The 21535-nt window shown below is 41.7% G+C and carries 20 protein-coding genes and 8 tRNA genes; 19 read left to right on the top strand and 9 right to left on the bottom strand.

Annotated features, from left to right (window positions below):
- Positions 1 to 18 precede the first annotated feature (18 nt).
- Positions 19 to 726, bottom strand: coding sequence for a sulfate transporter CysZ (gene cysZ, locus J8Z28_RS11210; RefSeq protein ID WP_275669112.1), 708 nt, complete (start codon positions 724 to 726; stop codon positions 19 to 21).
- 269 nt (positions 727 to 995) lie between these two features.
- Here cysZ and J8Z28_RS11205 point away from each other — a divergent pair, with 269 nt between their 5' ends.
- From J8Z28_RS11205 to speB, 5 genes are all read left to right on the top strand, one after another.
- Entirely contained in the window at positions 996 to 1973 is a 978-nt protein-coding gene (locus J8Z28_RS11205; RefSeq protein WP_250659435.1) for a transposase, read from the top strand.
- A gap of 433 nt (positions 1974 to 2406) precedes the next feature.
- Positions 2407 to 2868, top strand: coding sequence for a GNAT family N-acetyltransferase (locus J8Z28_RS11200; RefSeq protein ID WP_054561803.1), 462 nt, complete (start codon positions 2407 to 2409; stop codon positions 2866 to 2868).
- A gap of 73 nt (positions 2869 to 2941) precedes the next feature.
- Positions 2942 to 3376, top strand: coding sequence for a hypothetical protein (locus J8Z28_RS11195; protein ID WP_055022136.1), 435 nt, complete (start codon positions 2942 to 2944; stop codon positions 3374 to 3376).
- Positions 3377 to 3668: 292 nt separating this feature from the next.
- Entirely contained in the window at positions 3669 to 5582 is a 1914-nt protein-coding gene (gene speA, locus J8Z28_RS11190; protein ID WP_054551631.1) for a biosynthetic arginine decarboxylase, read from the top strand.
- A gap of 3 nt (positions 5583 to 5585) precedes the next feature.
- Positions 5586 to 6509, top strand: coding sequence for an agmatinase (speB, locus tag J8Z28_RS11185; RefSeq protein WP_055022138.1), 924 nt, complete (start codon positions 5586 to 5588; stop codon positions 6507 to 6509).
- Positions 6510 to 6565: 56 nt separating this feature from the next.
- On the opposite strand, the gene J8Z28_RS11180 is transcribed toward speB, so the two are convergent.
- Together J8Z28_RS11180 and gloB are read right to left on the bottom strand one after the other, a co-directional pair.
- A complete protein-coding gene (locus J8Z28_RS11180; RefSeq protein WP_055196883.1) occupies positions 6566 to 8152 on the bottom strand; it encodes a LysM peptidoglycan-binding domain-containing protein in 1587 nt (528 codons plus the stop codon).
- A 147-nt stretch (positions 8153 to 8299) separates the two neighbouring features.
- The gene (gene gloB, locus J8Z28_RS11175) at positions 8300 to 9073 is read right to left on the bottom strand and encodes a hydroxyacylglutathione hydrolase (RefSeq protein WP_055022140.1); all 774 of its coding nucleotides are present in this window, start codon (positions 9071 to 9073) and stop codon (positions 8300 to 8302) included.
- A 53-nt stretch (positions 9074 to 9126) separates the two neighbouring features.
- Between gloB and J8Z28_RS11170 the strand changes: the two genes are divergently transcribed.
- Positions 9127 to 9885 (top strand): class I SAM-dependent methyltransferase, encoded by a 759-nt coding sequence (locus tag J8Z28_RS11170; RefSeq protein ID WP_054551627.1) that lies wholly within the window; start codon positions 9127 to 9129, stop codon positions 9883 to 9885.
- Here the strand turns inward: J8Z28_RS11170 and J8Z28_RS11165 are convergent.
- On the bottom strand, positions 9856 to 10719 hold the full coding sequence (locus J8Z28_RS11165) for an MBL fold metallo-hydrolase (protein WP_250659434.1): 864 nt from the start codon (positions 10717 to 10719) through the stop codon (positions 9856 to 9858). The genes J8Z28_RS11170 and J8Z28_RS11165 overlap by 30 nt on opposite strands.
- Positions 10720 to 10808: 89 nt before the next feature.
- On the bottom strand, positions 10809 to 11276 hold the full coding sequence (gene rnhA / locus J8Z28_RS11160) for a ribonuclease HI (RefSeq protein ID WP_250659433.1): 468 nt from the start codon (positions 11274 to 11276) through the stop codon (positions 10809 to 10811).
- Between the two features lie 68 nt (positions 11277 to 11344).
- Between rnhA and dnaQ the strand changes: the two genes are divergently transcribed.
- From dnaQ to J8Z28_RS11105, 11 genes are all read left to right on the top strand, one after another.
- Entirely contained in the window at positions 11345 to 12055 is a 711-nt protein-coding gene (dnaQ, locus tag J8Z28_RS11155; protein ID WP_250659432.1) for a DNA polymerase III subunit epsilon, read from the top strand.
- 9 nt (positions 12056 to 12064) lie between these two features.
- Positions 12065 to 13438: a TIGR03503 family protein gene (locus J8Z28_RS11150; protein WP_250659431.1), complete on the top strand. Its 1374-nt coding sequence runs from the start codon at positions 12065 to 12067 to the stop codon at positions 13436 to 13438.
- 98 nt (positions 13439 to 13536) lie between these two features.
- A tRNA-Asp gene (locus J8Z28_RS11145) sits at positions 13537 to 13613 on the top strand.
- Between the two features lie 27 nt (positions 13614 to 13640).
- Positions 13641 to 13717: transfer RNA gene (locus J8Z28_RS11140), tRNA-Asp, on the top strand.
- 41 nt (positions 13718 to 13758) lie between these two features.
- A tRNA-Asp gene (locus J8Z28_RS11135) sits at positions 13759 to 13835 on the top strand.
- A gap of 30 nt (positions 13836 to 13865) precedes the next feature.
- Positions 13866 to 13942, top strand: a tRNA-Asp gene (locus J8Z28_RS11130).
- A gap of 37 nt (positions 13943 to 13979) precedes the next feature.
- Positions 13980 to 14056 (top strand) — tRNA-Asp (locus tag J8Z28_RS11125).
- Between the two features lie 31 nt (positions 14057 to 14087).
- Positions 14088 to 14164 (top strand) — tRNA-Asp (locus J8Z28_RS11120).
- A gap of 31 nt (positions 14165 to 14195) precedes the next feature.
- Positions 14196 to 14272: transfer RNA gene (locus J8Z28_RS11115), tRNA-Asp, on the top strand.
- Positions 14273 to 14322: 50 nt separating this feature from the next.
- Positions 14323 to 14399, top strand: a tRNA-Asp gene (locus tag J8Z28_RS11110).
- 328 nt (positions 14400 to 14727) lie between these two features.
- Positions 14728 to 15450: a helix-turn-helix domain-containing protein gene (locus tag J8Z28_RS11105; RefSeq protein ID WP_250659430.1), complete on the top strand. Its 723-nt coding sequence runs from the start codon at positions 14728 to 14730 to the stop codon at positions 15448 to 15450.
- Positions 15451 to 15473: 23 nt separating this feature from the next.
- On the opposite strand, the gene J8Z28_RS11100 is transcribed toward J8Z28_RS11105, so the two are convergent.
- Complete coding sequence (locus J8Z28_RS11100) at positions 15474 to 15938, bottom strand: SEL1-like repeat protein (RefSeq protein WP_054551621.1); 465 nt, start codon at positions 15936 to 15938, stop codon at positions 15474 to 15476.
- A 121-nt stretch (positions 15939 to 16059) separates the two neighbouring features.
- On the opposite strand from J8Z28_RS11100, the gene J8Z28_RS11095 reads away from it, so the two are divergent.
- A complete protein-coding gene (locus J8Z28_RS11095; RefSeq protein ID WP_250659429.1) occupies positions 16060 to 17352 on the top strand; it encodes an NCS2 family permease in 1293 nt (430 codons plus the stop codon).
- 26 nt (positions 17353 to 17378) lie between these two features.
- On the opposite strand, the gene J8Z28_RS11090 is transcribed toward J8Z28_RS11095, so the two are convergent.
- Positions 17379 to 18137 (bottom strand): hypothetical protein, encoded by a 759-nt coding sequence (locus J8Z28_RS11090; RefSeq protein ID WP_054561792.1) that lies wholly within the window; start codon positions 18135 to 18137, stop codon positions 17379 to 17381.
- Positions 18138 to 18434: 297 nt separating this feature from the next.
- On the opposite strand from J8Z28_RS11090, the gene cysB reads away from it, so the two are divergent.
- Entirely contained in the window at positions 18435 to 19412 is a 978-nt protein-coding gene (cysB, locus tag J8Z28_RS11085) for an HTH-type transcriptional regulator CysB (RefSeq protein WP_054551618.1), read from the top strand.
- A gap of 54 nt (positions 19413 to 19466) precedes the next feature.
- Here cysB and J8Z28_RS11080 read toward each other — a convergent pair whose 3' ends face one another.
- Both J8Z28_RS11080 and J8Z28_RS11075 read right to left on the bottom strand, forming a co-directional pair.
- Complete coding sequence (locus tag J8Z28_RS11080; protein ID WP_250659428.1) at positions 19467 to 20843, bottom strand: L-serine ammonia-lyase; 1377 nt, start codon at positions 20841 to 20843, stop codon at positions 19467 to 19469.
- 101 nt (positions 20844 to 20944) lie between these two features.
- Positions 20945 to 21523, bottom strand: coding sequence for an NUDIX hydrolase (locus tag J8Z28_RS11075; protein ID WP_054561791.1), 579 nt, complete (start codon positions 21521 to 21523; stop codon positions 20945 to 20947).
- Positions 21524 to 21535 lie beyond the last annotated feature (12 nt).

Here is a 21535-nt window from a genome sequence, read left to right as displayed (position 1 = left end):
TATCAGAAAACCTAAATTTTAACGGTATTTACTACGATAATTATCGACCCATAAACGAGTACCGCCGCACACTGCAACAGGCATGACAATAAGGTTTATGAATGGAATTGCAGTTAAAATCATTACCGCTAATCCAAAACCATAAGAAAGTGTTTGCTTTTGCTTTAAGTCATTTTTCATTTCGTTAAAGCTAATTTTATGGTTATCGAACGCGTAGTCTTCGTATTGCACCGCATACATCCAACAGGTGAATAACACCCATAAAACTTGCCCGATCACAGGTAAAATCCACAACAAAATAAAAAAGCCAATAGCACGTGGTAGGTAATAGCACAGTTTTGTCCATTCTCGGCCGAGCATACGTGGCACATCTTTCATTGTATCGAAAAGGCTGTCGTCATTAATTTTTTGCCCTGTTAAGTAAAGCTCAACTTTTTCACTGAGTAGGCCGTTAAATGGGGCTGCTATAAAATTAGTGATTACCGTAAAGAGCATGCTGTAACTAAATAAAATCACCAGCACGGCAATCGGCCACATTAGCCATTCGAGCCAGCTAAGCCATTCGGGTAATAACGAGTTCATGTAAGCAAAGCCATCGGTAAGCCAGCCATATAAAAAAAACAGCGAACTACCAAAAAGCAGGATATTGATTGTTAAAGGAATAAGTACAAAACGTTTCAACCCCTTTTGGCTAATTAACTTAAAGCCAGAAAAGAAGTATTCCATACCTTGAGTGAACTGCACGAGAAAACCTCATCTTTTTTCTTGTTGTTTGCAGTATATGGTTTTAACGATATTTGAACAGCTTTTTTCCGTAACAAAGTGTTTAACTCTTTACGTGGACAGTCATTTTAAGCCCAGTACTTAGTTGAAATCTAGAGGAACAAATTTAAATGGACAGTCACTACATTTAAGTGCTCTTGCAGCATAAAAATTTTTGTCTACACTTTAGTTACAGCTAATGCATTTCAAATTATCAGTTCAAGGAGTGGACGATGGCTTTAGCAAGGAAGCGGCAAATCTGTTTGTCGAACACCAAATATTATCATTGTGTATCCCGTTGTGTTAGGCGTGCCTACCTTTGCGGGGAAGACGTACTCACAGGTAAATCATATGAACATCGCAGATGGTGGGTTGAAGAGCGCCTGCTTGCTCTTGCAAAGGTATTTTGTATTGATGTATGTGCTTATGCGGTGATGAGCAATCATACTCATATTGTGCTTTATGTTGATGATAAAAAAGCAAATAGGCTAACCGATAAGGCCATCCTTTTACGCTGGTTTAAGCTCAGTAAAATGACCCCGTTAGGCCAAAAGTTTCTCTATGGTGAGCCGTTAAGTGACGGCCAACAAGTCTTCTTAAATAAAGAGGTTGCAGAATATAGATCGCGTATTTCGAGCATTAGTTGGTTCATGAGGATGCTTAATGAATATATTGCCAGGCGTGCAAATAAAGAAGACGAGTGTACGGGTCACTTTTGGGAAGGACGCTTTAAGAGCCAAGCATTGCTTGATGAATCAGCGCTTTTAGCATGTATGGCCTATGTTGACTTAAACCCTGTTCGTGCTAAAGCTGCGAGCACGCCGGAGCAATCGGACTATACCTGTTTTAAAAAGCGATGCCAGAGCATGAAGGAGTCAAAGCAACCTAAAGTACTAGCTCGTTTTATTGGTGGTATGAGTAAGTATAAATCAAAGGGAATACCCTTTGAGTTAAAGTCATACCTGCTACTGGTAGAGCAAACTGGGCGTTGTATTTGTACTAATAAGCCCGGATTTATAGAACATCATTTACCTCCTATTCTTGAAAGGCTGAATTTCGAACCGGAAAAATGGTTAACACTAACAACCCACTTTGAAAACTTATTTCATGGAGCTGTAGGTCGAGTAGGTGCAATTGAAAATTATTGTAGTAAAACTGCTCGCAGGCGACGAAGTAACTGTACTAATAGTCGATTATTGTTTGCTAGCTAATTTCTATGTGATTTTTGTAAGAAGGATTTAAGTTCACTGCTTTAGTATGTCTAGAGGTTCTCATACATATTGAAATAGGTCCCAAAATTTAAGAATAAATCAGTACTTTCTAAATAAGTGGTTCTGCGAAGTCATTTTCAACTGAAACTAAGATGAATTTCATTTCAACTCTAAGGCTTTTATTTTTAAGTGACTGTCTTGTTAAAATTTGTCAGCAGAAAGCATTAATCCTAAATAGGGTGGTGTAGGTTGGACTTTAATTTTTATCAACTGGGCGTTTTTTCAGTTACATACCGTTGAACTAAGCGATAGTATGGCGGTCTGAACAGTACCTATAAAAATGAATATTGAAAACAAGAGTAGAGGATCAGACTAATATCCGATATTATTGTTAACATCATTAACAAAAACGACATATAAAAATGGGAGTTTTATGCAGTTAGTCGATTTAAATCCACATGATCCTGAAGTAGTTAACGTGTTTTCTGATATAGACCGACTCATAAACTCATTATACCCTGTTGCTACCGCCCAATCTCTAAGTCTTGAAGAGTTAGCTGAGCCTAATGTTTATGCTATAGGCTTAAAAAATGAAGATGGTATTGTTGCATGTGGCGCGATAGTGATGCAAGAAGGCAACCCTCCATACGGTGAAATCCGCCGTCTATATGTAAAGCCCAGCTACCGTGGTAAAGGGCTATCACGTCGAATTATGCAAATATTACTGCATCACGCCGGTGAGCAGCAAATTCCACTAATTCGATTAGAAACAGGTCCTAAGCAAACAGAATCTATTAGCCTATACGAAAACTTAGGTTTCAATCGTTGTGGTCCGTTTGGTAACTACAGTGAAAATCCACAAAGTTTATTTATGGAGCTAGGGCTTAACCAATAATTTAAGTGTTAAGCCATGTTTTAGTGAGGTCACCTTAATTTATAAATACTCCTTAAAAATCTTATGTTTTACTATGATTTTATTGATAGCTTCTTGCGGTGATAAACCGAAGCTATCTAATTTTACTAAAAATAAGCAGCCAGACCTTACTATTGGTGCCACTCAGTTCTATTTAAACTCATGTCATTCCCTCACTGGTGTCTTCAATCATAATGGCACTATAAAAACAAAAGTAATTCTTACACTTCCTACTCGTCCTTTAAGTGTTTGCAATAATAAGCAATCACAGCTGAATTTTGACGGTACTCATCTTACTGTAAAAATTTGCCGCACTGCTTTTGGCGCAGGTGGCTGTGGTGTTGAAAAATATCGCACAACAGATTTCGAAAACTGGCAAGAGTATATTGGTATTACGTGGCATGGCAATGAGCAATATGAAGCGTGGAGGCAACTAGGGTCAAACTCTTCAAAAGCTGATGACATCACAAAAGTAGTGCCTGTCCATTGAAATGAAGATGGATTTCACAAACACATATTTTCTAACATATATTTTTTCAGTGACTGTCCTTTTAAAAATTGCTCATTTGCCATATTGAGTGCCTGTCCATCTAAAGGAATTTTAAAATCTAACAACCACATTAAACCCTAATAAAATTTGGGGGTTATCGATTAGTTTTTCACATCAAAAATCACTCGTTACGAGTAAAAATTCTTGTTGGACTTGAATCACTATTTTTCATTTAATGCGCGGCAACAACCCTTGCCGATTTCGGCACTACTAAAATAAAAGAGAAAGATAGATGAAAGAAACAACATCACTAGAACAAGCTCGCACGAGTTACAATGTTCGTCATTGGAGCCAAGGTTTCTTTGGTATTAATGATCAAGGTGATGTGTATGTTGCGCCAAAGGCCCATGCCCCAGAGCAAACCATTGCACTAATCGATATCGCACAGCAGTTACAAGATAAAGGCTTAAGCTTGCCTGCGTTAGTTCGTTTTCCACAAATTTTACATCATCGTGTACATAGCTTATGTCAGGCATTTAACACGGCGATTGAAAACTATGGTTACCCAAAAGACTATTTGCTTGTTTACCCAATTAAAGTAAACCAACAGCGTGAAGTTGTTGAAGAAATTGTTGCAAGCCAAGCTGATATTGAAAAGAAACAATTGGGCCTAGAAGCGGGCAGTAAGCCTGAGCTATTAACTGTATTAGCGATGGCTGAAAAAACCAGTGCGGTAATTGTATGTAATGGCTACAAAGACCAAGAATACATTCGTTTAGCATTGATTGGCGAAAAGCTAGGACACAAGGTTTACATTGTTCTTGAAAAACTGTCTGAGCTAGACATGGTGCTTAGCCAAGCTAAAGAGTTAAACGTAAAGCCACGCATTGGTATTCGCGTACGTTTAGCATCGCAAGGTAAGGGCAAATGGCAAGCAAGTGGTGGCGAAAAATCAAAATTTGGTTTGTCGGCATCGCAAGTACTCAGTGTGGTTAATCGCTTAAAAGCGTCTGATCAACTCGATCTGATCCAACTTGTACACTTTCACTTAGGCTCGCAAATGGCAAACATCCGCGATGTTCGTTTAGGTGTGAGTGAAGCTGCGCGTTTTTACTGTGAGTTACGCAAGTTAGGTGCACAAATTGATTGCTTAGATGTGGGTGGCGGTTTAGCGGTAGATTATGACGGTACTCGTAGCCAGTCACATAACTCAATGAACTACAGCCTAAGTGAATACGCTAATAACATCGTATACACCATTGGTGATACCTGTAAGTTATATGAGCAGCCAATGCCGCGCATTATTTCTGAATCAGGTCGTGCGTTAACAGCGCACCATGCTGTGTTGATTTCGAATGTTATTGGTACCGAAAGCTATGTACCAGAAGACATTCAAGCGCCAGCAGCAGATGCCCCCCTATTGTTAAAGAATATGTGGACATCATGGCAACAGTTAAGTGGTGACAATGATGACCGTGCATTAATCGAAATTTATCATGATAGCCAAGGCGATTTAGCCGAAGCACATAATCAGTTTGCACTTGGTTTGTTAGATTTAACAGAGCGAGCATGGGCGGAGCAAGTTAACTTACGTGTATGTTATGAACTTAACAAACATATGGATAACAAAAACCGTTTTCATCGCCCGATTATTGATGAATTAAATGCGCGTTTAGCAGATAAGTTTTTTGTGAACTTTTCATTGTTCCAGTCATTACCGGATGCGTGGGGTATTGACCAAGTGTTTCCTGTTCTACCGCTAAGTGGTTTAACAGAAGCACCACAAAAACGCGCCGTGTTACTTGATATTACCTGCGATTCAGACGGTGCTATGGAGCACTATGTTGACGGTCAAGGTATTGAAAGCACATTGCCTGTGCCAGCATTTAGCGAAGAAAAACCTTACTTAATGGGCTTTTTCTTAGTGGGTGCTTATCAGGAGATTTTAGGTGATATGCACAACTTATTTGGCGACACACACAGTGCAATTATAAAAATGGATGAGCAAGGTCAGGCGCAAATCACTGAAGTTAACGAAGGTGATACCGTTGCAGACATGATGCGTTACGTACATTTAGATGTAGAAAGCTTCCAGCAATCTTACGCCCAGCTGGTGGCAGCTAAATTGCCAGAAACTGAGCAGCAAAGCGTATTAGATGAGCTGCAAACTGGCTTAAATGGTTACACTTATTTAGAAGAGTTATAAGCAATGTCGACATTGTTTGACCACACAGATCATTCATTGTACTCAAACGGCATGACGTTTTTACGTCAGCCGATGGTGCAAAACATCACTGCAATCGATGCTGATGTAGTGGTGCTAGGTTTACCATTTGATTTGGCGACCTCAGGTCGCCCTGGTGCTCGTTTAGGGCCTGACGCAATTCGTCGTGCCTCAGTGCACCTGGCATGGGAAGAAACCAAGTACCCGTGGACGTTTCCGTTGTTTGAGCGTTTAAAATTAGCTGATGCGGGGGATTTTACTTACCCAGTAGGCGACCCAGAATATTTTACCGCGCAGTTAGAATTAGCCGCTGAGCAAATTCTTCGCCAAGGTAAAACATTATTAGGTTTAGGTGGCGACCACTTTGTGACTTTGCCGCTACTGCGTGCTCATGCAAAACAACACGGTAAAATGGCATTAGTACATTTTGATGCCCACACAGATACTTACAGCAATGGTTCGCGCTATGATCACGGTACCATGTTTTACCATGCGCCGATGGAAGGGCTTATTGATGTTGATCACAGTATTCAAATTGGTATTCGTACTGATTTTGATCAAAGCAAACATGAGTTTGCGGTGATAGACGCAATGGCAGCCAATGATTTGCCAGCGCAAGATATCGCAGAGCAAATCAAAGCGCGCATCGGTGACTTACCTGTGTACTTAACCTTTGATATTGACTGCCTTGATCCCGCATTCGCTCCAGGGACAGGCACCCCAGTATGTGGTGGCTTAACCAGCGATAAAGTACTCAAAGTACTTCGTGCATTGAAAGGCATTAATATGGTCGGTATGGATGTGGTTGAAGTGTCGCCATCCTATGACCAAAGTGAATTAACGGCGATTGCCGCAGCGACCATTGCCAATGAGTTATTACACTTATGGGCTTTGAAGCATAAATACTAAATGAGAGAGACAAAGAGCGCCATTAGGCGCTCTTTTTTTGATATTTGATGAAGCAATTAAGCGCTTCGAACATCAACCTTTAATTTAAGCTTTTGCCCAGGTTGAATGTATTTTTGCCCAGCTAATGAGTTCCATTTAATAATATCTTCTACAGACACATTAAACTTAGCAGCAATGCGCGCTAACGAGTCACCACGACGAACTTTATAGGTAATGGTGCGCTCTTTGATTTGTGTAGCAGCAAGTTGTGATTTTTCTTGCTTATACACAGTTAGCTTTTGACCAACACGCAGTACAGCGTCTTTTTTCAGCTTATTCCATGTTGCAAGTTCAGCTATGGTCACATCGTACTCACGGCTGATATCCCACAGAGTATCGCCACTGGCGACTTTATGGCTAAGTTTTTTACGTGTTGCTTTATTAGCCGCCATACGTACTGATTTTGGTAAATGCTGGCTATTAATCTCACCATCGCTTAGTGGCACAAGCAATTGCTGACCAACACGAATAGTATTCGATGAAAGCTTATTCAGTGTTTTAATCGCGTTTGTGCTTGTCGAAAACTTCTTCGCAATCACAGATAAACTGTCACCGCGTGCAACAATATATTGCTGCCAGCGTAGGCGGTCTTTTTGCTCTGTTTTAGCTAACTTGTCAGTAAACGCTTCAACTTTATCAGACGGTAATAATAAAAAGTGCGGGCCATTTGGATCCGTCGCCCAGCGATTGAAGCCAGGGTTTAAACGATAAAGCTCTGTTAAGCTAATACCTGCCATGTCAGCGGCAAGTGCTAAGTCAATTTGACTCCCTACATTAACTGCTTCAACGACTTGAGCATTAATAATTGGTTGCCACTTAACACCAAATTCGTCACTGCGTTTTACCAGATCAGACAGCGCTAATAGCTTAGGTACGTAGGCTGTGGTCTCTCTTGGTAAATCAAGTGACCAAAAATCCGTTGGTAAATGTTTTTTACGGTTCTTTTTAATGGCACGCAGTAAACGACCTTCACCTGAGTTATAGGCTGCAATGGCATTTAGCCAATCGCCTTCTAAGGTTTTGTGTAAATATGATAAGTAATCTAGCGCTGCACGGGTCGATTGTACAATGTCACGGCGACCGTCATACCACCAGTTTTGTTTTAAATCGAAACGCTCACCAGTCTGTGGCATAAATTGCCAAATGCCAGAAGCACTGCGATGTGAATAACCAAATGGGTCAAACGCACTTTCTACAATAGGTAAAAGCGCAATTTCGATTGGCATTTGACGCTTTTCGACTTCTTCTACAATAAAGTATAAGTAAGGCTCAGCGCGTTTAGAGATACGATCTAAATAGGCCTGATGACGTGCATAATAGTTACGCTCAGCAACAACTGGGCGGTTTTGTGGCACATCAATCGAAAGCTGATAACGAATACGCTCCCATACATCATCAAATACAGGAGGCGGCTCATCAATATCGGTTAATTGTTGATATTGAGCGTTAATCATCAATGCATCATTGATATCGCTCGGACTTGCGCCGTCTAATTGTTGCTCAACATTATTGTTTGCAACATCTGTACTTGCTGAATCAGAAGCTGTTAATTGGCAGCCACTTAAAATCAACGCAAGTGATAAAACTAAAGGAGACTTATACATATATACCCATACATCAGGTAAAAAAACTCGGCGAATATTACCTGCTCTGAGAACATATTGCCACTTTATGACCAGTTTATGTCAGCTTATTATTGCAAGATGCTGATCTAAATATACAAAATTGTAACTACCGGTGTTTACGTTTTTTTAAAAGTTATCTTTCCAGGCTCTGAGACCTGCAAAGCGTTGCCAAGGTTCATTCAGATCCAAATTAATTTTTAGCTCATCAGGAAGCTCATCAGTGATTGTTGCTATATTGCTACGTAAAAATGGATTTATTTGTTTTTCCACGCCTAACTGGGTTGGCAAGCTTATTTCGTCTTTGGCACGCAGCGCATCAACTTCATCACTGTAGCTGAGTAAGTACTCATTGTTTGGTTCTACAGCTTTTGCGAAAGCTAAGTTGGCTTGCGTGTATTCATGGGTGCAGTAAATTTTACACTCATCTGGCAGGGCTCTTAGTTTACATAACGAGTGCCACATTTGTTCTGCGCTGCCTTCAAATAATCGTCCGCAGCCAGCACTAAATAAGGTGTCGCCAGTAAAACTTAATTCGTCATTAATGTAACAAACATGGTCTAGGGTATGACCAGGTGTCGCAAGCACGGTAAAGGTGTAATCATAAACAGTGACTTTATCCGCTTCTGATACGCAATGAGTAATACCTTTAAAAGGGCTATGTCTTGGCCCATAAACCGGAATATCACGAAATTCCTTAACCAGTGCAGCCACGCCATCGGTATGGTCATAATGGTGGTGAGTAATCAAAATACCGCTAAGTGTTAAGTTATGCTCGCTCAGATAGTTTAAAACAGGCTCTGCTTGACCTGGGTCGACGACCCAGGCTGTTTGCTCAGCTTCATTGCTGATGCACCAAATGTAATTATCAGAAAAGGCTTTAATTGCTTTAACTTGCACCATGTTTAATTGCTCTATAAAGTGACAGTTAACACACAGTATAACGAGCTCAGAAAATGAAACCAGCCCTTAGTTTTCAAGAAGGTCCTAAGCCATACACTTGGCAGCAGTTCCCTCATGGCGACTATTTACGTGCTGAAATTGAACGTAAGCTAACGCCATGGTTGCCACGCATGTTTGGCTATCACATGCTCAAACTTGGTAATTTAAGTGGCGAGCTGGCAACCAGTGAAAGTCCTATTAAGCATCAAGTTTGTGTAGCAGAGCAGGGGTTATTTACAGGTGTTATTGCTGATGTAGACGAGCTGCCTTTTTATGAGCACAGTGTTGATGCTTGTATATTATCGCATTGCTTAGAATATCATTCTGATCCACACCACATCTTACGTGAAGCACATCGTACTTTAATTCCCGGTGGCTATCTGGTGATCACGGGCTTTAACCCGTTTAGCTTGTGTGGCTTGGCGCAGCTTTTACCTTTTAGTCGCCAAAAGTTACCTTGGACAGGGCGCTTTTTTACGCCATCACGAGTAAAAGACTGGTTGAATCTATTAGGCTTTGAGATTATTTCGGACGAGCGATTTATCCATTCATCGCTTGCAAGAGGCAACCGTTTGTCACGTTTTGCGGCGTGGCGCAGCTTTGGCCAGCAATATTTAAAGCCAATGGGCAGTGTGTATATGCTGGTGGCTCGAAAACGTGTGGCCCCGCTGACACCAATTAAACCTAAATGGCATGCAAGGCCGCAATTTTCGCCAGTGAAAGGAGCTGGGCTCAGGCAAACATCAAAGCAGCACTGTGAGCGGGATAGCTAAATAGTGTTGTTGCGTGTCTGTTTTACTTGGGTACTGGCCTGCACGAATATTTAATTGAATAGAAGGGTGCAACAGCTTTGGTACAGCCAAGGTTGCATCACGGCCTTCCCGAGTCGCAATAAAGCTTTGTTTATCCCCTTTTAAATGAATGTTTTGCTCACGCTGCTCTTTCACTGTGGTTTTGTTCGCAAGAGGGCGGCCATCTGGTTGATAGTCATGACACATCCAAAGTACGGTATCGTCAGGAAAAGCTAAAATTCGCTGTAGTGAGTCATATAACTCACCGGCACTGCCTCCTGGGAAATCACAGCGGGCTGTGCCACTGTCTGGCATAAAGAAGGTGTCGCCAACAAATACATTGCCATTAATGTGAAAACACACGCTGTCAGGTGTATGGCCTGGTGTGGCAATCACATCTACTGTGTAATCACCTAACTGAAATTGTGCTTTATCAGCAAATAAAGCATCAAAAGGTTCACCATTACATGGCATATCAAGATTATAAAGTTGGCTAAAGTGTTGTTGCACTTGTGTGATCCCTTCACCCGTGCCGAGTTTACAAGGGTGTGTGTCTTGTAATTGCTGCTTTATGTAACTTGCTGCAGTGATATGGTCAGCATGGGCATGAGTTTCAAGGAGCCATTGTAGTGTCAACTGCTCAGTCTTTATATAGTTAATGATCTCATTGGTGGTGGTAAAACTTAATTCGCCACTTGGCATATCAAAATCAGCTGGCGCATCAATTAGCAAGCACTGTTTAGTGCTTTCGCAACTGACTAAGTAACAGAGAGTGGCGCTTTGTTGATGAAAAAAAGAGTGAATGCGCAGAGCCATAATGAATCCTTTATATTTTGTTATAGCCAAATCTTATAACATATAACAAAAATATAAAACGACCTGCGCCAAGTTTATTTCAAGGGGCTTTAATTACCGTCGTAATCTGTGTCTTCAAGTAATTGATCGCTGCCAGCTGCTTCGCGGGCTAGATCGTCAACAATCTCATTGTATTTATTGCCGCTATGGCCTTTTACCCAACGCCACTCTACCTCGTGTTGTTGGCAGGCAGCATCGAGTCGTTTCCATAAATCGACATTCTTAACTGGTTTTTTAGCAGCGGTTTTCCAGCCGCGCTTTTTCCAATTTTCAACCCATGACTCAATGCCTTGTTTCACATATTGGCTATCGGTCGTCAGAATGACGTGACAAGAGCGGGTGAGGGTTTCTAGTGCAACGATAGCTGCGAGCATTTCCATCCGATTATTTGTTGTTAGGGTGTAGCCTTGACTTAACTGCTTTTCGTGGCCGTTGTATCGCATCACGATGCCATACCCTCCAGGCCCTGGATTTCCTAAACATGATCCATCGGTGTAAATCTCTACGGTTTTCTGCACTGTTTTACCTTGATATTGTGTACAATAAAGTGAATATAGAAAGATACCAGAGTCAGGCTTAAGACGATATGGCACATAGACAAATAGTTTTAGATACAGAAACCACGGGTATTGACCCAAAGCAAGGCCACCGCATTATTGAAATCGGTTGTGTTGAACTTGTAAATCGCCGTCTTACTGGCAACAACTTTCATGTGTATATCAATCCACAACGTGAAATAGAAGAAGAAGCAATAGACATTCACGGTATCACCAATGAATTTTTGCGTGATAAACCCCTGTACCACCAAATTGCCCATGAGTTTTTAGAGTATATTCGTGGCGCTGAGCTTGTTATTCATAACGCAGCGTTCGATATCGGCCACATGGACAATGAGTTTGCATTGTTAAATCAAGGTTTTCCGAATACTGCCGATGTATGTAGTGTACTTGATACTTTAAAAATGGCGCGTGACTTGCACCCAGGTCAAAAGAATAACCTTGATGCACTTTGCCGTCGTTACGATATTGATAACTCAAAGCGTACGTTACACGGCGCTTTACTGGATTCTGAGATCTTAGCCGATGTTTACTTGTCGATGACTGGTGGGCAAGTAAAGCTGAATCTTAATCAAAATAAAGATGAAGGCTCAACCCAACAAGCGGGTGGTATTCGCCGACTAAGTGCTGATAGAGCACCGCTTGTGGTATTAAGAGCAACAGAACAAGAGCACGCCGCTCACGAAGAGCGTTTAGACTTGGTTGCAAAGGGTGGCCAATGCCTATGGCGTGCAGAATAAGGTAATAAAATGAGAAAGCGACTACTAGCAGGATTAGTGTGTTTAATTCCCTTAGCGGGATTTGCCAACGAGCAAGATAAAATAACCCCATTAGAACGTGATGGGGTGCAAAATGAAATTCCCCTGCTAGAGAACCGTTTTCGTATTGACCATAAAGTCGATAAAGTAACCTTACTCTTCTTTCGTAAACGCGGTGCTCCTGCCGTTGTTTTAGTACGCCCTGACGGCACTAAGTATTACGCTACTGATTCAGTGAACAATGATGACCTCGACTGGCATGATGAACTGAGCTATGACCTGATCACCATTAGCAACCCCATGCCTGGCCCTTGGCAAGTGGTCGGCAGTATCTTGCCAGATAGCCGTATTATGGTGCTGGGTGAAATAGAGCTTAATGTTGATCCACTCCCGCCTATGCTGTTTCGTGGCGAAACAGTAAAACTGACTGGCCGCGTATTAAATGATGGTGAACCAATAGAAGTTGGTCAGTTTCGCGATGTGATAAGTTTGCACGTTGATTTTGTCAGCACTAATAATAGTGATTACGCAAACTTTGGTGCGGGCACGCAAAGTGTTACTGACTTTAGAGATGATGGCCGCGGCTTTGATGAGCGTCCGCTTGATGGTGTGTTTACCGGTGAGTTTAAGCTGGTCTTTCCGGCAGGAGAGTGGCAACCAGAGCTATATATAGAAACGCCTATATTAAAGCGTACAGTGGTGCAAAAACCGATAGTCGTGCATGAGCCGCCTTTTGATTATGAAGTAGCACTTGCTGAGCAAGATGAAGATGACCACATTTTAACGATCTCGCTAAATCCTGAAATCGTTAAACCAGAAACTGTACTTATTCAAGGAAAAATATATTACCCCAATAATGAAGAGCAAATGTTCTCTTTAGATGCTGATAAATCGCAAACACGAGAGCTTGCAATTAAAAATTATGATTGGGGACGATACAGTGTTGAGCTCTCTGTATTTGGTAGCAACATAAATGACCGTGAATTTATGGCGACGTTACCGACCTATAAATTTGAAATTGAGCGACCAATTGAAGCTGTACCAGAAATTGTTCGCCCAGAAATTGATTTAGAAGCGCAAGCAGAGCAACAACGAATTCTTGAAGAAGAACAAAAAGCGTCCACCATGCTGATGGTGACCTTAATTGTTGTTGGAAATTTAACCGTCCTTTTATTAGGTTGGCTGGCAATTAGAATTTTTGTTCAGAAGAAACCGCTGAAATTTAAAATTTCTTTACCGTTTTTAAAGAAAAAAAATCAAACCGAAAATGATGAGCAAGCAACGAATGAAAATGAAGTTGCCAAAAATGGCTCAAAAAATGATAAATCAGGTGAAATTTTAAACCTTTCGATGTCAGATGACTAAAAAACCTGTAAAAATACAAAAAACCCCTTGACGAACCAGAGGGTGATTCGTATTATTCACGCCGCTGTCAGGGGAGACTCAGTCAGCAACGAAAATGTGGAGTGGTAGTTCAGTTGGTTAGAATACCGGCCTGTCACGCCGGGGGTCGCGGGTTCGAGTCCCGTCCACTCCGCCAATTTTCGACAATTTGTAAGTATGCGCTGGAGTGGTAGTTCAGTTGGTTAGAATACCGGCCTGTCACGCCGGGGGTCGCGGGTTCGAGTCCCGTCCACTCCGCCAATTACTTACACAACTTATGGTTGTAAAACATTTTCCTTTGCGGAGTGGTAGTTCAGTTGGTTAGAATATCGGCCTGTCACGCCGGGGGTCGCGGGTTCGAGTCCCGTCCACTCCGCCAATAGGAAAAATAAATAGCATTAGATACTGCGGAGTGGTAGTTCAGTTGGTTAGAATACCGGCCTGTCACGCCGGGGGTCGCGGGTTCGAGTCCCGTCCACTCCGCCACTATTTAAACGCTATTTTATTACAAAATTTGTATCGCGGAGTGGTAGTTCAGTTGGTTAGAATACCGGCCTGTCACGCCGGGGGTCGCGGGTTCGAGTCCCGTCCACTCCGCCAACAAATTAAGTAATAACAATGATATCTCTGCGGAGTGGTAGTTCAGTTGGTTAGAATACCGGCCTGTCACGCCGGGGGTCGCGGGTTCGAGTCCCGTCCACTCCGCCAACAAATTAAGTAATAACAATGATATCTCTGCGGAGTGGTAGTTCAGTTGGTTAGAATACCGGCCTGTCACGCCGGGGGTCGCGGGTTCGAGTCCCGTCCACTCCGCCATTTGATATCATAAACAAATTAAGTGCATTACCCCATGCACATACCACTGCGGAGTGGTAGTTCAGTTGGTTAGAATACCGGCCTGTCACGCCGGGGGTCGCGGGTTCGAGTCCCGTCCACTCCGCCATTTGTTTTCCTCAAACAAATGATTAGATAAGTCTTTACATTAAAACGTACTTTTCTCTTATACTGTCAACGTATCTCGTATCTCGTATCTCGTATCTCGTATCTCGTATCTCGTATCTCGTATCTCGTATCTCGTATCTCGTATCTCGTATCTCGTATCTCGTATCTCGTATCTCGTATCTCGTATCTCGTATCTCGTATCTCGTATCTCGTATCTCGTATCTTTCATCCTATCTTGCTAATATTCTTCATTATTCCTATTTATTCAGCTTTTTATATCTGCATGAATAGCAAAGAATGGCGGCTCCACAACAAAAAGGAAATGCGTTATGAGTACATTCGGAACACAACTAAAACACTATCGCAGTGAGCTAAAACTAAGCCAACCAGAATTTGCAGAGCAAGTTGGAATAGAACAAAGTTACCTTTCAAAACTTGAGAACGATAAATCAGTGCCTTCGAATGACACATTTCGTTCAATATTAACGGCGCTCAATCTAACAATTTGCGACTTTATGGAGCCATTAAAACATTCTGTAGATAAAGCTCGGTTGATTAATGTGCCTGACATTGAAGCTTGGTATAAGCAACAAAGTAATAAGCAATTCATTAAACAGCGTTCACTCGTCTATATTGCCATACTGTTAAGTGCGCTAGGCTGTGCCATGTTTTATTTAGGGCATCAAGAAAAGCTATTCAATACAAAGTTCTATGAGTACAAATCATATGGTGTAGTGAAAGATAATGAACCAGATGGCATTTTTCATGATTGGCGTACGCTACTCGTAGAACAAAGCAGCGAGAAAATAGATGCAAAACGTCGAGAAATGATCAGCAGGCATGATTTTAAGTTTATTATCTCAGCGGACTATAAAGGTATTTCGTTTGTAGAATCTGGCGAGCAAGGCAGGCGTTTATATAGCCTTACTTCAAAAACACCTATTATCAAGGCCCATAAAGGCCATGTGTGGCTTGAGTTTATAGGTATCTTATTGTTTGTAGTTGGTGCAGGTCTCATAACATTTGAGAGTAAACTGACAAGACAGCATTAATGAGTTGTAGAACCTGACGCGTGTTAGCTTGCGTCAGGATCTCGAGGAATTAAATGTGCAAATTGCTGCTGGTGGATTTGTTCATATAGGGTAGCTGCATAGCTTTGCGCATCATGTAACCTGCGCGTACTGATGTGTTTTCTAAGATCATCAAGTGCAGCCGTTGCAGGTTCATAACCTTGGCTACTTGCCAGACTTAACCACACCGCGCCATGAAAAACACTGTGCGGTACACCTTGCCCTTTGATGAAAAACAGCCCCATATAAAATTGCGCCCTATGGTTACCTGCCATAGCTGCTAAGCGCATCCATTTTGCAGCAAGGGGAGGCTGTTCATTTTTTAAATAATACAAAGCTTTGTTTAGTACGTTTTCAACAGATTGAGTACTTTTATTTGGCGCCGACCCTTTATCGGGTTGGGTAATAAAGGCAAGTACATTATCAAGCTGTTGCTCTAAATCTAAGCCTACTGGCGAATTATCAGACATAGTTTAGTTATTTTCTTGAAATAAAAGACCTTATTAGTTTAGAACATTGCAAGGTAAAATGTCCTCTTATTGAGATAAAATATGATAAAATTAGCCAATTAATCTCAACTTAAAGTTCAACATGTTCGAAAGACTTTTCAAAATCACTGAAAACAACACTTCTGTGCGCCGCGAGACTATTGCTGGCATCACAACATTCATTACCATGGTTTACATTGTATTTGTTAACCCTGCCATGCTTGCAGAAGCGGGAATGGATCAAGGTGCGGCATTCGTAGCAACCTGTATTGCTGCTGCAATTGGCTGTTTTATCATGGGTTTATGGGCAAACTACCCATTAGCACTGGCTCCGGGTATGGGCTTAAACGCCTTCTTCACTTATGGTGTTGTTTTGGGCATGGGCTACACTTGGCAAGCTGCATTAGGTGCAGTTTTTATGTCTGGCTGTATCTTCTTATTCTTAAGCCTATTTAAGGTGAGAGAGTGGATCATTGATGCTATTCCTCTGGTGTTAAAACGTGCCATTGCCACAGGTATCGGTGCTTTCTTAGCCCTTATTGCACTGAAAAACGCCGGTATTATCGTAGCAAGCCCTGCAACCTTAGTGCAGTTAGGCGATATCACAGCCCCAGGCCCACTACTTGCGATTTTTAGCTTCTTTGTTATTGCAGCACTGTTATACCGCGATATGAAAAGCGGCGTACTTATCAGTATTTTATTAGTAACCGCAATTGCGCTTGGTTTAGACCTTGTGGAGTATCAAGGAATTATTTCAATGCCGCCTTCAATTGCACCAACCTTGATGCAATTGGATTTTGCAGCAGCATTCGAAATCTCAATGCTAACAGTGGTTTTTGCGTTCTTATTTGTTGATTTGTTTGACACTTCAGGCACTTTAGTTGCTGTAACGCAAAAAGCAGGTATTGCTGATGAACAAGGTAAAATGCCTCGTTTAGGTCGTGCTTTAAGTGCTGACAGTACAGCTACTATTGCAGGCTCAATGCTTGGTACGTCAACAACAACGTCTTACATTGAATCAGTTGCAGGTGTGTCTGTGGGCGGCCGTACAGGTCTAACTGCTGTGGTTGTAGGCATTTGTTTCTTGTTAATGATGTTCTTTGCGCCACTTGCTGGCATGATCCCAGCTTATGCAACGGCAGGTGCAATTTTATATGTTGCTGTGTTAATGATGCAAAACTTAAAGCTGGTAAATTGGGATGATATGACAGATGCCATTCCAGTGAGTGTGGTATTATTGATGACGCCGTTAACTTTCTCGATTGCGCACGGTATCGCCCTTGGTTTTATCTCGTATACTGCCGTGAAGTTGGTATGTGGTAAAAAAGATGAAATCAGTATTAGTGTGTGGGTATTAACAGCGCTGTTTATTGTTAAGTTTGCGTTTTTATCTTAACTTGCACAAAGCAAAGAAAAAGTGGTTTACCACTTTTTCTTTGGTGCGAATAATACGTCTAAATCGTCCTGCTCTTGTTCTGCTTTCTTCTTTAGTGACGTTGCATTTGATGCTTTCAACTCAGAGCTAATCGTTTCTAAATAGCCTTCAACTTCTTGTCTTTTCGAGTTTACATATTCATCGCTATAGCTAACTGAGGTCAGTGTTGCTAGTGCTTTTTCAAAATACTGTCTGGCAGAGCCCACCATATTTGCTGAGCGAGCTGAAATCCCGCGCTTAATTTGGCTTTCTACATTGATTCTTAACTGCAATTTTTCAAGGCGTTTATCTTCAGCAACAAATACTTGGCTATCTACCTTGCCTTTACCATGCTCTGAGCGAAGTACTGCTCGTAATTTCTTTATACCTTGAATTAGAGCTATTAATTGTTTGTCGTTATCTGGTAGTGCTAATGCATCGCTATTACTTGCTTCGATAGGAGAGGCTAGGCGTTCTTTAGATTCTTTTAGTCTGTTTTTTAATTCTTTTGAGCTTGGAGAAAGCTCGACCATTGAAACAAGTGCATCATAAATACGGCGTTGAATAATACGCAGAATATTTTCAGACATGGGGATATTGGCACTGTTAAGCAGTACATCTTCTGCCTCTTCAATGATTTTTTTTTGTTTTGTAAGCTCTTTACGGCGCTCTGCTTCTTGTTTTTCTTTATGTTGCTGCACAGCGCTGACCCATAAAGCGATCACGATTAATGCAACAATGAGCATGATGATGATAGAAACAATCATTACTAAATCTCAGTTTTAACTATCTAATTTTTTTATCTTACCTTAAAAAGATTAGATCTGAACAGTTTTGCGGTAGTTATCTCGAATAAACTTATTACGATTACTACTTTATAACGAGTATAGCGCTAAACTAGCACCTTTATTGAATATTTTGCGAGTAAACACGGCTACCGAGCAGTAATTTAATGTGTTAGCCTTAGAAACAATCGATATAAATGTATAGCGCGATGAAATATCGCTTGGCATTGCGCTTTGCAGCCTTTATAAATAAACAATAACAACGTTTACAATGCAGCCATGAAACTACAACAACTCAGATATATAGTCGAAGTCCAAAATCATAAACTGAATGTCTCTGCGACAGCCGAAAGTTTATTTACCTCGCAACCGGGGATCTCGAAACAAGTTCGTATGCTTGAAGACGAACTGGGTGTACAGATCTTTGGCCGTAGTGGCAAACACCTTACCCATGTAACCAGTGCCGGTAACGAAATTATTAATATTTCACGAGAAATACTGTCGAAAGTTGAAGGTATTAAAGCGGTTGCCAATGAGCATACCTTGCCTGATCAAGGTAAACTTAACATTGCGACCACTCATACTCAGGCTCGTTACGCATTACCGAATGTTATTCAAGGCTTTATGAAAAAGTACCCGGCAGTGTCTTTACACATGCATCAGGGTACGCCACAGCAAATTTCCGATGCGGCAGCACGCGGTGATGCTGATTTTGCCATTGCGACTGAGGCGCTGCATTTATATTCTGATTTAGTTATGTTGCCGTGCTATCACTGGAATCGCAGTATTGTTGTGGCAAAAACACACCCGCTTGCGCAAAAGGCTGATAATTTAACGGTTGCCGATGTGGCTAAATACCCACTTATTACTTATGTGTTTGGTTTTACTGGTCGTTCTGAGTTAGATAAGGCCTTCAATGCACATGGACTTGAGCCGCATATTGTTTTTACTGCAACAGATGCTGATGTAATCAAAACTTATGTTCGTTTAGGTCTAGGTGTAGGTGTTGTAGCATCTATGGCGATTGATCAAATAACCGATACTGATTTAGTCTGTATTGATGCAAGCCACTTATTTGAAGCTAGCACCACTAAAATTGGTTTTAGAAAGGGCAGCTTTTTACGCAGTTACATGTATGATTTTATTGAGCGTTTTGCACCGCACTTAACGAAAGAACTGGTTGAGCGAGCAAGCTTATTACGTAACCAAGAAGATGTTGATAAGCTCTTCGAAAACATTGAGTTACCAGTAAAATAGAGATAAAAAAGCCGCTTTAAAGCGGCTTTTTTTATGCTGAAAGCGTGCTGTAAATTAACACTCGATGATATTAACTGCTAAGCCACCGCGAGCGGTTTCTTTGTATTTCGTTTTCATATCATTCCCTGTGTCGAGCATGGTTTTAATTACCTTATCAAGGGTCACTTTTTGCTCGCTAGAACCACGCATTGCAAGGCGTGACGCATTAATTGCTTTAATTGAGCCCATCGCATTACGTTCAATACACGGTACTTGTACAAGGCCGCCAACCGGGTCACAGGTTAGGCCTAGGTTGTGCTCCATGCCGATTTCAGCGGCGTTTTCAACCTGTACTACATTGCCACCCATGATTTCAGTAAGTGCACCTGCTGCCATTGAGCAAGCAACGCCCACTTCACCTTGGCAACCTACTTCAGCACCCGAAATTGACGCGTTCTTTTTATATAAAATACCAATTGCTGCCGCTGTTAATAAGTAACGTGTTGCGATATCACGGTCTACTTCTTTAATGAAAGTGTGATAATACATTAATACCGCTGGCAAAATACCTGCAGCACCATTGGTTGGTGCGGTAACAACACGGCCGCCGGCAGCATTTTCTTCGTTTACTGCAAGGGCAAATAAATCAACCCAGTCCATTGCACGTAGAGGGTCGTTGTTTACCTCAATATTTAACTTAAGGTGTAAACTAGGGGCGCGACGCTTTACCTTTAACCCGCCTGGTAAGATACCCTCTGTACGCATACCACGTTCAATACAGGCCTTCATTACTTGCCAAATATTAAACAGCTCATCTTTGATGTCTTTTTCGCTGCGCAGGGTTTTTTCGTTGTGCATCATAAGCGTTGATACACTAAAACCTGACTCACGGCACAGTTCTAACAGCTCTTTTGCCGTGTTAAACGGATAAGGTGCTGGGTTTTCTTCGCGGATTTCGAGTGCTTTTTGTTTTTCGTTCTCGAACTCTTCATCACTGACGATAAAGCCGCCACCGATTGAGTAATACACTTTACTGAATAACTTTTCGCCATTTTGGCTGGCAATGATTTCCATTGCATTTGAATGTTTTGGTAATGTTTTACGACGATGAAATACAATCGCACCTTGTTTAGGGAAATTGGCTTTATGGCTTTGGTTTAAATAAATAACCTGCTCTTTTTCGATTTTCGCGAGGATATCGTCGACTAAGTCAGCATCAATGGTTTCTGGATCATAACCGGCAAGGCCTAAGATCACAGCTTTACCAGAGCCGTGGCCAATACCTGTTTGGCCGAGTGAGCCAAATAGCTCAACTTTAATATCGGTGACGTTTGCAAGTAAGTTTTTTTCTTCTAGTTCGTTTACAAATAAACGCGAAGCGCGCATTGGGCCAACAGTGTGAGATGACGATGGGCCAATACCAATACTAAACATATCGAATGCACTGATCATAATTTGCTACTCATTTTTCTATTAACGGCATACTACCTGCCTTTGAACGGTGCCACATGATAACGTTTAAACGTGCCTGTGTAACCCTAAAAGCAGGATAATTAAACTGGTAGGGCGAGCTGTTTTATAAAGTTATTAATTATGCTCGCTGTTGCTCCCCAAAGCAGTCCATGGGGGGTCATCAAACCTTGCAAAGTAATGGTTTTACCATTTCGCTCAAAGGGGAGGGGTTGCCAATTTTGTTGATTACTCAAATAAGATAAGGGCATTAAAAAGCTGGCAGCAACTTCGTTGGGATCTGCTTGCCACGTTGTGCCTTCGCTAACTACACACACAAAAGGCTCAATAGTGAAACCGGTTAGGGTCGCGTACTGATGTAATTTACCGTGGACAGTCACTTGGTGTGTCGCAATGTTAAGCTCTTCATTAAGCTCTCGAAGAGCGGTGTGCATTAACGTGTCATCTTGTTCTTCATACTTGCCACCCGGTAAGCAAATCTCCCCCGGGTGATGAAGTAAATAACTAGGTCGCTTGCACAATAACAAATGCGCTTCGTCGTTAACATCAAGCAGAGGTAACATTACGGCACTGGCACGCTTTTCGGCATTAAAGCGAATGGTTGCTGGGCGCTCTGTGGTTTGACTTAAACTAAAACGGGCAATTATTTGCTGGCTATTCAAGGTAGTTACTTC

Source organism: Pseudoalteromonas sp. SCSIO 43088 (assembly GCF_023650795.1).
In the GTDB taxonomy this organism is placed as follows: Bacteria; Pseudomonadota; Gammaproteobacteria; order Enterobacterales; family Alteromonadaceae; genus Pseudoalteromonas; species Pseudoalteromonas shioyasakiensis.
This window is presented reverse-complemented; position numbering and strand designations above follow the sequence as displayed.

Coding starts and splice junctions, on each gene's coding strand:
- speB (WP_055022138.1), top strand. CDS start 5,586: ATGTCGACATTGTTTGACCACACAGATCATTCATTGTACTCAAACGGC.
- J8Z28_RS11100 (WP_054551621.1), bottom strand. CDS start 15,938: ATGTCTGATAATTCGCCAGTAGGCTTAGATTTAGAGCAACAGCTTGAT.
- J8Z28_RS11180 (WP_055196883.1), bottom strand. CDS start 8,152: ATGTATAAGTCTCCTTTAGTTTTATCACTTGCGTTGATTTTAAGTGGC.
- gloB (WP_055022140.1), bottom strand. CDS start 9,073: ATGGTGCAAGTTAAAGCAATTAAAGCCTTTTCTGATAATTACATTTGG.
- J8Z28_RS11200 (WP_054561803.1), top strand. CDS start 2,407: ATGCAGTTAGTCGATTTAAATCCACATGATCCTGAAGTAGTTAACGTG.
- speA (WP_054551631.1), top strand. CDS start 3,669: ATGAAAGAAACAACATCACTAGAACAAGCTCGCACGAGTTACAATGTT.
- dnaQ (WP_250659432.1), top strand. CDS start 11,345: ATGGCACATAGACAAATAGTTTTAGATACAGAAACCACGGGTATTGAC.
- J8Z28_RS11090 (WP_054561792.1), bottom strand. CDS start 18,137: ATGATTGTTTCTATCATCATCATGCTCATTGTTGCATTAATCGTGATC.
- J8Z28_RS11195 (WP_055022136.1), top strand. CDS start 2,942: ATGATTTTATTGATAGCTTCTTGCGGTGATAAACCGAAGCTATCTAAT.
- cysB (WP_054551618.1), top strand. CDS start 18,435: ATGAAACTACAACAACTCAGATATATAGTCGAAGTCCAAAATCATAAA.
- J8Z28_RS11150 (WP_250659431.1), top strand. CDS start 12,065: ATGAGAAAGCGACTACTAGCAGGATTAGTGTGTTTAATTCCCTTAGCG.
- J8Z28_RS11170 (WP_054551627.1), top strand. CDS start 9,127: ATGAAACCAGCCCTTAGTTTTCAAGAAGGTCCTAAGCCATACACTTGG.
- J8Z28_RS11205 (WP_250659435.1), top strand. CDS start 996: ATGGCTTTAGCAAGGAAGCGGCAAATCTGTTTGTCGAACACCAAATAT.
- J8Z28_RS11095 (WP_250659429.1), top strand. CDS start 16,060: ATGTTCGAAAGACTTTTCAAAATCACTGAAAACAACACTTCTGTGCGC.
- J8Z28_RS11080 (WP_250659428.1), bottom strand. CDS start 20,843: ATGATCAGTGCATTCGATATGTTTAGTATTGGTATTGGCCCATCGTCA.
- cysZ (WP_275669112.1), bottom strand. CDS start 726: ATGGAATACTTCTTTTCTGGCTTTAAGTTAATTAGCCAAAAGGGGTTG.
- J8Z28_RS11105 (WP_250659430.1), top strand. CDS start 14,728: ATGAGTACATTCGGAACACAACTAAAACACTATCGCAGTGAGCTAAAA.
- J8Z28_RS11165 (WP_250659434.1), bottom strand. CDS start 10,719: ATGGCTCTGCGCATTCACTCTTTTTTTCATCAACAAAGCGCCACTCTC.